Source organism: Pseudoduganella chitinolytica (genome assembly GCF_029028125.1).
In the GTDB taxonomy this organism is placed as follows: Bacteria; Pseudomonadota; Gammaproteobacteria; order Burkholderiales; family Burkholderiaceae_D; genus Rugamonas; species Rugamonas chitinolytica.
In genome coordinates, this window is sequence record NZ_CP119083.1 from 1,871,369 (window position 1) to 1,883,091 (window position 11,723).

At 67.9% G+C, this 11,723-nt stretch carries 14 protein-coding genes; 6 read left to right on the forward strand and 8 right to left on the reverse strand.

Going from position 1 to position 11,723, the window contains the following annotated elements; all coding sequences use genetic code 11:
• The first annotated feature begins 34 nt into the window (after positions 1-34).
• Entirely contained in the window at positions 35-1,729 is a 1,695-nt protein-coding gene (gene recJ, locus PX653_RS08155) for a single-stranded-DNA-specific exonuclease RecJ (RefSeq protein WP_277417393.1), read from the forward strand.
• 55 nt (positions 1,730-1,784) lie between these two features.
• On the opposite strand, the gene PX653_RS08160 is transcribed toward recJ, so the two are convergent.
• Positions 1,785-2,246 (reverse strand): YybH family protein, encoded by a 462-nt coding sequence (locus PX653_RS08160; protein ID WP_277417394.1) that lies wholly within the window; start codon positions 2,244-2,246, stop codon positions 1,785-1,787.
• A 208-nt stretch (positions 2,247-2,454) separates the two neighbouring features.
• Between PX653_RS08160 and PX653_RS08165 the strand changes: the two genes are divergently transcribed.
• From PX653_RS08165 to PX653_RS08180, 4 genes are read left to right on the forward strand one after another with little or no spacing between them, the layout of a single operon-like run.
• Positions 2,455-2,892 carry an antitoxin Xre/MbcA/ParS toxin-binding domain-containing protein gene (locus PX653_RS08165; RefSeq protein WP_277417395.1) on the forward strand — a complete coding sequence of 146 codons (438 nt, stop codon included), beginning with the start codon at positions 2,455-2,457 and terminating at the stop codon, positions 2,890-2,892.
• Complete coding sequence (locus tag PX653_RS08170) at positions 2,893-3,624, forward strand: RES family NAD+ phosphorylase (RefSeq protein WP_277417396.1); 732 nt, start codon at positions 2,893-2,895, stop codon at positions 3,622-3,624.
• Positions 3,625-3,646: 22 nt separating this feature from the next.
• Entirely contained in the window at positions 3,647-3,964 is a 318-nt protein-coding gene (locus PX653_RS08175) for a DUF2288 domain-containing protein (protein WP_277417397.1), read from the forward strand.
• 7 nt (positions 3,965-3,971) lie between these two features.
• Positions 3,972-4,811, forward strand: coding sequence for a DUF817 domain-containing protein (locus tag PX653_RS08180; RefSeq protein ID WP_277417398.1), 840 nt, complete (start codon positions 3,972-3,974; stop codon positions 4,809-4,811).
• 9 nt (positions 4,812-4,820) lie between these two features.
• Here the strand turns inward: PX653_RS08180 and arsH are convergent, their stop codons facing one another.
• The 7 genes from arsH to PX653_RS08215 all read right to left on the reverse strand — a co-directional run bounded on the left by arsH (position 4,821) and on the right by PX653_RS08215 (position 11,348).
• Entirely contained in the window at positions 4,821-5,537 is a 717-nt protein-coding gene (gene arsH, locus PX653_RS08185) for an arsenical resistance protein ArsH (RefSeq protein WP_277417399.1), read from the reverse strand.
• 20 nt (positions 5,538-5,557) lie between these two features.
• Positions 5,558-6,838, reverse strand: coding sequence for an arsenic transporter (locus PX653_RS08190; RefSeq protein WP_277417400.1), 1,281 nt, complete (start codon positions 6,836-6,838; stop codon positions 5,558-5,560).
• A gap of 24 nt (positions 6,839-6,862) precedes the next feature.
• Positions 6,863-7,342, reverse strand: a complete 480-nt coding sequence (locus PX653_RS08195; RefSeq protein WP_277417401.1) for an arsenate reductase ArsC — start codon at positions 7,340-7,342, stop codon at positions 6,863-6,865.
• Between the two features lie 25 nt (positions 7,343-7,367).
• Positions 7,368-7,700 (reverse strand): ArsR/SmtB family transcription factor, encoded by a 333-nt coding sequence (locus PX653_RS08200; RefSeq protein ID WP_277417402.1) that lies wholly within the window; start codon positions 7,698-7,700, stop codon positions 7,368-7,370.
• A gap of 102 nt (positions 7,701-7,802) precedes the next feature.
• Positions 7,803-8,297, reverse strand: coding sequence for a nuclear transport factor 2 family protein (locus PX653_RS08205; protein WP_277417403.1), 495 nt, complete (start codon positions 8,295-8,297; stop codon positions 7,803-7,805).
• A gap of 148 nt (positions 8,298-8,445) precedes the next feature.
• Complete coding sequence (locus tag PX653_RS08210; protein ID WP_277417404.1) at positions 8,446-9,327, reverse strand: tetratricopeptide repeat protein; 882 nt, start codon at positions 9,325-9,327, stop codon at positions 8,446-8,448.
• A gap of 5 nt (positions 9,328-9,332) precedes the next feature.
• Positions 9,333-11,348, reverse strand: coding sequence for a bifunctional 2',3'-cyclic-nucleotide 2'-phosphodiesterase/3'-nucleotidase (locus PX653_RS08215; protein ID WP_277417405.1), 2,016 nt, complete (start codon positions 11,346-11,348; stop codon positions 9,333-9,335).
• Between the two features lie 77 nt (positions 11,349-11,425).
• Between PX653_RS08215 and PX653_RS08220 the strand changes: the two genes are divergently transcribed.
• The gene (locus tag PX653_RS08220; RefSeq protein ID WP_277417406.1) at positions 11,426-11,716 is read left to right on the forward strand and encodes a hypothetical protein; all 291 of its coding nucleotides are present in this window, start codon (positions 11,426-11,428) and stop codon (positions 11,714-11,716) included.
• Positions 11,717-11,723: the final 7 nt, after the last annotated feature.

Consider the following 11,723-nt stretch of genomic DNA (forward strand, 5'->3'; position numbering starts at 1 on the left):
TAACGTACCAATGCAAGCCCCACCAGGATTCGCCATGACCCGCATCACCACCCGTCCCTGCCCGTTCCGCGAAGCGGAGATGCTGCGCCAGGGCGGCATCCACCCCGTGCTGGCGCGCCTGTTCGCCGCGCGCGGGCTGACCGACCCGAAGGAGCTGTCGTCCGAACTGGGCGCGCTGATCCTGCCGTCCGGCCTGCTGCACATCGACCGCGCCGCCGTGTTCCTGGCCGATGCCATCGCGGCAAACAAGCGCATGACGATCGTGGCCGACTACGACTGCGACGGCGCGACGGCCTGCGCCACCGCGCTGCGCGGCCTGCGCGCGATGGGGGCGAACGTCGACTTCATCGTGCCGAACCGGTTCGAATACGGCTACGGCCTGACGCCGGAAATCGTCGAGCTGACCGCGCGCGAGAAGAATCCGGACATCATCATCACCGTCGACAACGGCATCGCCAGCATCGAGGGCGTCGCGGAAGCGAGCCGGCGCGGCATCGAGGTCGTCGTCACCGACCACCACCTGCCGGGCGAGCGCCTGCCGGACGCGCGCGTCATCGTCAACCCGAACCAGCCCGAATGCGGCTTCCCGTCGAAGAACCTGGCCGGCGTGGGCGTGGTGTTCTACGTGCTGCTGGCGCTGCGCGCGGAGCTGCGCCGGCGCGGCGTGTTCGGCCTCGCCACGCAGCCCAAGCTGGACAACCTGCTGGACCTGGTGGCACTGGGCACGGTGGCGGACGTCGTCAAGTTGGACGCCAACAACCGCATCCTCGTCGCACAGGGCCTGAAGCGGATGCGCGCGGGCCGCATGCACGCCGGCGTGGCCGCGCTGTTCCGCGTGGCGGGGCGGCAGGCGCGCAGCGCCACGCCATTCGACCTGGGCTTCGCGCTGGGTCCGCGCCTGAACGCGGCCGGCCGCCTGCAGGACATGTCGCTGGGGATCGAATGCCTGGTCACGGATGACGAGGAGCGCGCCTGGGCGCTGGCGCAACAGCTCAACGAGATCAACATCAAGCGGCGCGAGATCGAGGCCGAAATGCAGGACGCGGCGCTGCTGCACCTGGATGCGTTCGAGCCGGCCGACAGCACGACGATTGCCGTGTTCGACGACACCTGGCACCAGGGCGTCATCGGCATCGTCGCTTCGCGGCTGAAGGAGAAGTTCTACCGCCCCACCATCACGTTCGCCCCGGCCGGCGACGGCTGGATCAAGGGCTCCGGGCGTTCGATCGCCGGCTTCCACCTGCGCGACGCGCTGGACCTGGTGTCGAAGAAGGCGCCCAGCCTGATCGACAAGTTCGGCGGCCACGCGATGGCGGCCGGCCTGTCGATCCGCGCCGAGGCGTTCGACGCGTTTGCCGACGCGTTCGAGACGGTGGGCCGTTCCTGGCTCAGCGCGACCCAGCTGGAGCGGGTGATCGAGACGGACGGCCCGCTGGAGGACGCGTACTACTCGACCCAGTTCATCGAGCTGATCGACGGCATCGTGTGGGGCCAGGGCTTCGCGCCGCCCGTGTTCTGCGACGAGTTCCGTGTCGTCAGCCAGCGCATCCTGAAGGAGCGCCACCTGAAGCTGCTGCTGGAGAAGAACGGCACCCGCTACGACGCCATCTGGTTCGGCCGCACTGACGCGCTGGGCGACCGCGCCCGCGTCGCGTTCCGGCTCGATGCCAACGAGTACAACGGCACCACCCGCGTGCAGTTGATGGTGGAGCACGCCGAGGCTTGCTGACCGATTTCACCGGCGGCCGAGTCAACACCGGGGACTCGCCGGTCGGTGCCTGCCCCTATGGTTTCTCCGCCTTGCAATCGCACACCGGCTCGCCCTTGTCGAACACCACGCGCCACTGTCCCGGCGCCTCCTGCCGCCAGATCGAATTGAAGCGTGCCATCACCTTGCCTTGTGGGTCCCGCACCGGACCGCCCGACTGGGCCAGCGTGCCGGAGGCCAGCACCGCCACCCGGTCGGGCTCCCACGAGAACGGCGCCTGCGCGCCCTCGAAGTAAGCCTTCCATGCCGCCGCCACCGCCGCCTTGCCGCGCAGCGGTTCGCGGCCGCCGTCGAACACGGCCTCCTCCGACAGGAACGTCTGGAACGCGGCGAAGTCGCGCCGGGCCATCGTCTGCGCAAAAGCGCGCTCCGTTGCCGTGACCTGCTTTGTCAACGCGGCATTATCGGCCGGAGGCAATGGCGCGCAGGCGGCCAGCAACACGCAAGCCGGCAGCACGAGGCAATCAATGCGTTTCATGGCGGTCCTTTCCTTGCACGTGGGACTGGCTGTAACGACAAGTGAAGGGTATCTTACGCCTACCGGTGGCACCCGGCCAGTCCCCTGTCAGACGAAATCGCACAGCCATTGCACCGCCGTGCCTACAGTCGAGGTTGGTCTAGCGCAATGAAAAAGACTTGCGTTCAATCCTGAAGCGGAGTATAACGTCTCCATTAATGGAGGATTTATGTATTCCGCCTACGCTTACCCCACCAGTCGCTACCTGCCCCAGAACCCCGTCGACCTGAACGCCCGCGAGGAACGCGAGCGGCTGTCGAAGTCCGCGCTGAAGGGCTTCTTCAAGCTGGCGGCGGCCTGGAAGCTGCGCGACGACGATGCCAGGGAACTGCTGGGGGGCCTGTCCAGCAGTGCCTTCTACGAATGGAAGAAGAACCCCGACCGGGTGCTGGAGGTGGACCGCATCACGCGCATCTCGTACCTGCTCGGCATTTATAAAACCCTGCACATCATCTACGGCGACAAGCTGGCCGACGAGTGGGTCAGCCTGCCCAACAAGAACATCATCTTTTCCGGCCGCACGCCGCTTGCCTACATGCTGGCGGGCGGCCTGCTGTCGATGCAAACCGTCCGCAAACTGCTCGATGCGCGGCGTGGAGGCCTGTAATTGTCCGTCGACTCATCCAACGCCACGCCGCCGCTGCGGCTGCTGCGCCAGTTCGATACCTGCCGCCTGATCCCGTCCCGCTTTGCCGATGTCGAAGATTCCGTCCTCGCCCCGCTGGCCGACAGCGATGCCGAGCTGCGCGACCTGTTCGAACTCGACAACGCCACCAATGCGCGCCTGCTGTCGGAGCACGGCGGCACGCCGGGCATCGGCATCGACGAGCTGCTGTTCGCCGTGCCCAACTACCGCATCGTCAACGCGGCCTATACCTATGCGCGCCCGGAAGGCAGCCGTTTCAACGACGCCGAACGGGGCGCCTGGTATTGCGGCTTCGCGATGGAGACCGCGCTGGCCGAGGTGATGTTCCACAAGACCGTCGAATACGCGGAAATCGACCGTTTCGAGGACAGCGTGACGTACCAGGCGATGCTGGCCGACTTCACGGCGCCGTTCCACGACCTGCGCGGCCAGGGCGGGTTTGCCGACTGCCTCGACCCCACCAGTTATGTCGCCTCGCAGGCGCTGGCCGAGCGCCTGCTGGCGGGCGGCTCGACAGGGATCATCTACCCCAGCGTGCGCCATGCCGGCGGCACGTGCCTGGCCTGTTTCCGGCCGGCGCTGGTCGGCAACGTTCGCAAAGGACCGGCCTATCGGTTAACATGGCGGGGCACGCCGCAGCCGCTGGTCAAACCGATCCCGCTGCCCGTCGCTCCCCAGCCACTTCAACCCTGACTACGCAATGCCGAACCAGCCCATGCAACTCGACCCCGACAAAGACACCGAACTGCGCCAGAAAGTGAACCGCGAGACGGCGCGCCTGCCGTGGACGGAGCTGGTGCGCCACTTCGCTTCCGGCAACGTGGTGTGGGTGGCCGATGAACTGGATCTCGTCGAGGTGGCCGTCCGGATCGCCCACGACGACAAGGCCAGCGTCGGCCAGTGGATGGGCGCCGGCCAGATCGCCAAGGTCTCGGACCAGCAGGCGCAGGGCTGGCTGGAAACGGATGCCACGCTGTGGGCCTGCGTCGTCAGTCCGTTCATCCTCGTGCAGCAGCAGAAGCGCCCGCACTGACGCGCCGATGCTGGCGACCCTCGACAGCCACCTGACGGATGCGCGCCCGCGCGCGCTGGCGGGCTGGCGCCGTGCCGCCGTCGAGTTCCTGTATTTCGGCATCAAGGAAGCGCGCGCCTGCCTGTTCGTCGGCCTGTTCTTTGCCGCCGTGTTCCTGGTGCCGCGCGCGGGGCTGTTCGGCATCGCCCGCTACGATGTCCTGCTGTTGGCGGCGCTGGCGATCCAGGCCGGCATGGTGGCCACCCGGCTGGAGACGTGTGACGAGCTGAAGGCCGTCAGCCTGTTCCACGTGGTCGGCTTCGCGCTGGAGGTGTTCAAGACGTCCGGTGCGATCCAGTCCTGGAGCTATCCGGACGACGGCCTGACCAAGCTGTTCGGCGTGCCCCTGTTCGCGGGCTTCATGTACGCGGCCGTGGGCAGCTACATCATCCAGGCCTGGCGCCTGTTCGACCTGCGTATCCGCCACCATCCGCCCTACCCGCTGGCCGCGCTGATCGCCCTCGCGATCTACGCGAACTTCTTCACGCATCACTACATCGGCGACTACCGCTGGTACCTGGCCGCCTGCGCGCTGGGCCTGTATGCCCGCACCACCGTCGTGTTCCGCCCGCTCGACCGCGACCGCCGCATGCCGCTGCTGCTGGCCTTCGTGCTGATCGGCTTCTTCATCTGGCTGGCGGAAAACCTGGGCACGTTCTTCGGCGTGTGGCGCTATCCGAACCAGCTGGGCGCCTGGGCCGTCGTCCACGTCAGCAAATGGAGTTCGTGGTCGCTGCTGGTCGTGATGACGTTTACCATCGTGGCGAACCTGAAGCACATCAAGGCACGCATCCACGTACCCGAGTGAGGCGCCGACCTACAGCCTGGCGATCTGCCGGTCGATCGCCTTCTGCGCCCGCTCGCTGCGTTCGCTGTAGCGGTCCGTCAGGTAGTCCGTGCGCCCGCGCAGCAGCAGCGTCATCTTGAACAGCTCCTCCATCACGTCCACCACCCGGTCGTAATAGGCCGAGGGGCGCATGCGGCCGGCGTCGTCGAACTCCTTGTAGGCCATGGGCACCGACGACTGGTTCGGAATCGTGAACATCCGCATCCAGCGCCCCAGGAGGCGCAGCGTATTGACGACATTGAACGACTGCGAGCCGCCGCACACCTGCATCACCGCCAGGGTGCGCCCCTGGCTCGGGCGCACGGCGCCCTGCTCCAGCGGAATCCAGTCGATCTGGTTCTTCATGACCGCCGTAACGGCGCCGTGCCGTTCGGGACTGCACCATACCTGGCCTTCCGACCACAGGCACAGCGCGCGCAGCTCGGCCACCTTCGGGTGATCCTCGGCCACGCTGCCCACCATCGGCAGCTCGGTCGGGTCGAAGATTCTCACGTCGCCGCCGAAGTGCGTGAGGATGCGCGCCGCCTCTTCCGTCAGGTAGCGGCTGAACGAGCGCTCGCGCAGGGAGCCGTACAACAGCAGGAAGCGGGGTGGATGATCGAAGCCGCCGGCCGGCTCGAGCTTGGGCAAGGTCGGCAGGTCGAGCTGGTGTGGGCGCAGATTGGGCAGGTCGGGAATCCGGTCCATGGTTTTCCTTGGTGAGTAGTCTATGACAGGCGCAGCGCCAGGGCGGCCAGGGTCAGCGTCAGTTCCGGCAACGTCAGCACGAGCCCCACCCGCAGGTAGTAGCCCCAGCCGATGTGGATGCCCTTGCTGTCCAGCACGTGCAGCCACAGCAGGGTCGCCAGGCTGCCGATCGGCGTGATCTTCGGTCCCAGGTCGCTGCCGATTACGTTCGCGTAGATCATCGCTTCGCGCACGGCGCCCTGGGCGCTGGTGGCGTCGATCGACAGCGCGCCCACCAGCACGGTCGGCATATTGTTCATGATCGAGGACAGGATCGCCGTGACGAACCCCGTCCCCAGCGCCGCGCCCCACACGCCGTGGGCCGCACAGCGCTCCAGCAGCGCCGTCAGGTAGCCCGTCAGGCCGGCGTTGCGCAGGCCGTACACGACCAGGTACATGCCCAGCGAGAAGATCACGACCTGCCACGGCGCACCGCGCAGCACTGCGCGGGTCGAGATGCGGTGCCCGCGCGCGGCCACGGCAAGCAATGCCAGGGCGCCCGCGGCGGCGACGGCGCTGATCGGCACCCCCAGTGCATCGAGCAGGAAGAAGCCTGCCAGCAGCAGGCCCAGCACCCACCAGCCGGCAATGAAGGTCGCCCGGTCATGGATGGCTTCATGCGGCCGCCTGAGCTGCGCAAGGTCGTAGTCCGCCGGGATGTCATTGCGGAAGAACAACAGCAATGCCGCCAGGGTCGCGGCCACCGAGACGGCGTTGACCGGCACCATGACGGCCGCGTAGCGGGCAAAGCCGATGCCGAAATAGTCGGCCGACACGATATTGACGAGGTTCGACACCACCAGCGGCAAGCTGGCGGTATCGGCGATGAACCCGGCCGCCATCACGAACGCCAGCGTGGCCCGCCGCTCGAAGCGCAGGGCGCGCAGCATCGCGATCACGATCGGCGTCAGGATCAGCGCCGCGCCGTCGTTGGCGAACAGCGCCGCGACCGCGGCGCCCAGCAGCACCAGCATGGCGAACAAGCGCCGCCCGCTGCCCCCGCCCCAGCGCGCCACGTGCAGCGCGGCCCATTCGAAGAAGCCGGCCTTGTCCAGCAGCAGGCTGATGACGATGACGGCGACAAAGGCCCCCGTCGCGTTCCAGACGATGTGCCAGACGACGGGAATATCGCCCACGTGGATGACACCGGCCAGCAGCGCCACCAGCGCGCCGGCCGTGGCGCTCCAGCCGATGCCGAGGCCACGGGGCTGCCAGATGACGCAGGCCAGCGTGGCAAGGAAGATCAGGAAGGCGATGGCCATGGGCGCGCAAGTACCGTCGATGGGTTACGGCAGCAGCGTGCCGATGCGGTCCAGCGCCGCCTGCAGGCGGGCGCGGTCCTGTTGCAGTTCCGCCAGCGGCAGCGCCAGGAAAGCCTCGATGCGCGCGACGATAATGGCGTGGGTACGCTCGAACGCGGCCTCGAGTTCCGCATCGCTGCCGACGACGTGGCTCGGGTCGTCCAGCCCCCAGTGCGTGCGCAGCACCGGCCCCAGGTAGGCCGGGCAGGTCTCGCCGGCGGCGCTGCCGCACACGGTCACGACGATGTCGGGCACGACCGGCAGGCTGTCCCAGGATTTGCTGTGGTAGCCCTCGGTGGAGATGCCTTTCCGCTGCAGCAGGGCCACGGCGCGCGGATGCAATTTCCCGGTGGGCTGGCTGCCCGCGCTCAAGGCGCGCCAGCCGGCCGGCGCCAGGTGGTTGAACGTGCCTTCAGAAAGGATCGAACGGCACGAGTTGCCCGTGCACAGGAACAGGATATTCATGGTGACCTTGTAAGAGTGGAGGAAATCAGCAGCCCGCGCCGGGGCCGCAGGAGGCGGTGCCGGGACCGCAGGGAATACCGCCGCAGCAGTTCTCGGTCAGGAAGCCGATCAGCGCGTTCATCGCCTGGACGTCGGCGCAATAGATCACGAAACGCCCCTGCTGCCGCGACGTGACGAGACTGGCGTGCGACAGCTCCTTCAGGTGGAACGACAGCGACGAGGGCGCGATGTCCAGCTCCTCGGCGATGCGGCTGGCCGCCAAGCCTTCAGGTCCGGCCTGCACGAGCAGCCGGAACACGGCCAGCCGGCTCTCCTGTGCCAATGCGGACAATGCCGCCAACGCGCCTCTGGTTTCCATCGGATGCTCCTGCCTGTCGAAGTGTGGCGATGATATGCCAGACCGTACGACATTTCAAGAACTATCGAATCGACGGCCGTGCATCGGGCAGCCCTGCGGTCGTCATTCGCAGGGACAGCGGTCGGCCGCCTGCCGGATCTCGGTCCCCTGGTGAAAGGTGTTTTTCCAACCATCCGGCGCCCTCACCCACACCCGCACATAGCGACCGCGAAACAGCTTGCGGCCGGGCTGCTGGCTGCGGAACACACCGGCGACGACAGCGGCCTGCCCACCCGGCAGCAACTGGACCTCGGCCGTTTCGCTTTCGTAGAACTGGAAGCGGAATTCTCCGCGCTCCAGCGCTGTCAGCAGGTCCGTCTTGCTGCGCACGCGCCCGCGGCTTTCCACGTGGCGGTAGTAGCGGTCCATCAGGTCGCGCAGGGCCGGGATATCGCGCCGGACGATGGCGTCGGCGCGCCGCCTTTCGAGGGCCAGCAATTGGGCTTCGACGTCGTCCTCGGCCGCCCGCTGGCTCGGCTGGGCACTGGCCGCCAGTGCCGGGCTGTAGGCCAGCTGGGCAAGAAACAGGTAAATTCCGCAAGCCAACGCATGCTTCATGGGCGAGTTCTCCCGATCTCAGCGCAATCCGCGCGTCCCATGATAACAGTGACGAGGTCGCTTTCGCCGCCCGCGTGCGCGCTGCGTCCGTCTCAGCGGGGCATGCCGATACAACCGGTGACTGTCACCGTTTTTCAGCTTTCCAGCGCTATCCCGCCGGAATGGTTTGCTGTGGCGCCGGCTGGCCGGTATCCGGCTCGTCGGCTGGCGGCGCGACATCCATGGGGACCGGCAAGCGCGCCGGCGCCCCGTCCTTGCGCCAGGCGTCCGCCAGCGCGCTGGCCTGGTTCCGCTCCTCGCTTGTCACGGTGCCGCGCAGGTCGCGGCGGATATTCGCGATGAAGGTACTGTCCTTGTCCAGCATGGCAGCGTACTCCGCATAGGCCAGGCCCAGCACGGGATGGCGGGCCACGCCTTTCCCGTCGCTCAGCAGGGAGGCAAGGCTGGCGAAGCCCATCGATTCCCCGGCCGCCGCCGAGCGCTCGTACAGCGCCCGCGCCTGCACGTAATCGACCGCTACCCCGCGCCCCATCTCGTACAGGTCGCCCAGGTTGTTCAGTGCCAGGCCGTCGTCGAATTGGGCGGCAAGTTCGTACAGTGCCTTCGCGCGCGGATAATTGACCGCCACGCCGTGATTGCCGAAGTAGTACAGGTTCGCCAGCGGGACGTAGGCGTCGCGGATCCCTTGCGCGGCAGCCAGCTCGTACAACTGGACCGCCGCGTCGCTGAAGCGGGAACCATGGACGGACAGGTAGGCTCCCGCCAGCCGTACGCCCGCCAGCGCATCGCCGCACAGCGCCGCTTCGCGATACAGTGCCAATGCGCGCAGCAAGGTGTCCGGACCACCGGCAGTGGACTCCATCGCTGCGTCACCGAGCTGCGTCAGCGTGGACGCGCTGTGCTGCCCGTCGACCTGTTCCGAAGGGCAAACCGGGGCGGTGGCACTCCCGGGCTGCGCAACCTGTGCATGTGCCGATGCGCTTGCCAATATCAGCGCCAGCCACAGGGCGCTCTTCGCTTGACGTTTCATTGCCATCATTTAGCCAGCTCGATCGCATACACCGCCAGCCCCTTGCCCGCGCCATCGTCGGCCCGCAGCTCCCGCACATTGTCGATGCCGGCCTGGCGCGCCACCGCCACCTTGCCCGGCGCCGAATGGAACACGACGGGTCCGGCCGTGCGCACGGGCGCGAAGCGCCAGCTGCGCGCGTTGCCGTGGACGGCGCGGCGCAGTTCGCGCTGCTGCTTGATGTAGGCGATCAGCACGTCGCGGTTGTTGTCGGGCGCCGTGACGACGGTGCGGCTGCCGTCCAGCCCCGGGAAGGCGCCGCCGCCCGCGGCCCGGTAGTTGTTGGTCGCGACCAGGAATTGCTGGCCAGGGGCCACGGGAGAACCGCGCCAGCGCAGGTCGACGATGCGTCGCCCCGGGGGCTGAGTGACGTCGATCTCGTACTGCAGCTCCGCGCTGGTCGCCATGTCGAAGTTGAAGCCGGCAAAGCCCGTGTCGACGAGTTCCTGCTCGTCGCGGCGCGCCGGGTCGATCGTATTGAAGCGCCCGGCCGCCTTCTCGAGCCAGCCTTTCAGCACGGCGCCGTCCACCTTGACGCCCACCAGCGAGTTCGGGTACAGGTACAGGTCGGCCGCGTTGTTCAGGGCGATGCGCCCCGCCGCCACGTCCGTGAAATCGGTGGCGCCGGCGCTGCCCGTCTTGAAGGGCGACGCCAGCGACAGCACCGGCAGGTCGGCGTACTGCGGCAGGTTGGCGTTGACGTAGTCCGCCAGGTAGGCGGCCTGCGCCTGGTTGACGACCTGGATCGCGCTGGTGTCGCCCACGTCGGCGAAGTACGTCGACAGCCTGAAGTCGGTGTCGCCGATCGGCGTCTTGACGTAGCGGATGGTGGCCTCGTGCTCGGGCGCGATCAGCGGCAGCACGGCGGGATCGGCCGCCACGGCCGCGCCGCCGGCCGGCTGGATCGACCTCACCTCCACTGTCGTGCGCTCCTTGTCGACGATCCAGCGCGCGCCGTCGCGCCGCAGGCGCAAGCCGATCACGCCCAGCTGCTTGCCCCACAGGCCGGCCATCACGGTGGGCACGCCGTACACGGTGCCTTTCGCCTTGTCCACGCCCGGCAGGTTGAACTGCGGGACCGTGCTGGCCGCGTTCGGGAACACCTGGTGGGAGTGGCCGATCAGCAGCGCGTCCACGCCGGGCACGCGGGCCAGGTGCCAGCTGCCGTTTTCCAGCGTCGGCGTATCGTCGCTGTCATCGAGCCCGCCGTGCGAGATCGCGACGACCAGGTCGGCGCCCTTGGCGCGCATCTCGGGGACGTAGCGCTCGGCCGCTTCGCGCACCCCGATCGTGCGCACCTTGCCTTCCAGGTGGCGCTTGTCCCACGTCATGATCGTCGGCGGCGTGAAGCCGATGATGCCCACCTTGACGGTGGCGCGCACGCTGCCGCCATCGGGCGCGGTCGCCGTCACCGCCTTGTCGATGATGGCATACGGCCGGAACAGCGGCTGGCCGGAGCGCACGCTGACGACGTTGGCCAGCACGTGCGGGAACGCGGGGCCGGCGCAAGCCGCGCGGGCCGGGTCGACGCCATCGACGTCGAAGCGGCTGCCCGTGACCTGGTTCAGGTACGCCAGGCCGTAGTTGAAATCGTGGTTGCCCACGCCGGCGCCGTCATAGCCCAGCGCATTGAACACCTTGTAGATGGCCAGCGTTTCGCCGCACGGCAGCGGCGCCGCCACGGCCTGGTAGTCCGCCAGCGCGGTGCCCTGGATCGTGTCGCCATTGTCCAGCAGGACGGTATTCGGGAACTCGGCGCGGGCGGCGCGGATCAGGGCGGCCGTGCGTTCCAGGCCCAGCGACGCGTCGGGCGCCAGCTTGTAGTAGTCGTAACTGGCCACGTTGCCGTGCAAGTCGGTTGTTTCCAGCAGCGCCAGGGTGACCGTGCTGCCGGCGGGCGTCTCCTGCTTGACGGTGGCACAGCCAGCGGCCAGCAGGGGAACGAGAAGCAGGCAAATTCGAGACAGGCGCGGTGCGGCCATGGGATTTCCAATACTGAAAAGAGGGAACGGCATGCATAATACGCACGTGCCGCCGCCCACTCAAGGAGAGCATCGCCATGCCCGTCCGCCGCCGCGCCCTGCTGGCCGCCGCCAGCGTCGTCGCCTACTTCCTCGTCTCCTACGCCGTGCTGGTGCTGGGACCCGCCGGTCCCGTGACCTTCTATGCCACCTTGCCGGCCCAGGCGCTCGTGATTGCCTGGAATCCGGTGCTGGACCCGCTCGGCCTGACCGAAGGCAGCTGGCTGGTGGCGCCGACCGTTCCCGCGTGCATTGCGATCGTGCTGCTGTACGGTGCGCTGGCCTACGGGGCCGTGCTGCTGGCCGGGCGCCGCGGCCGAGGGCGGTAAGGTATAA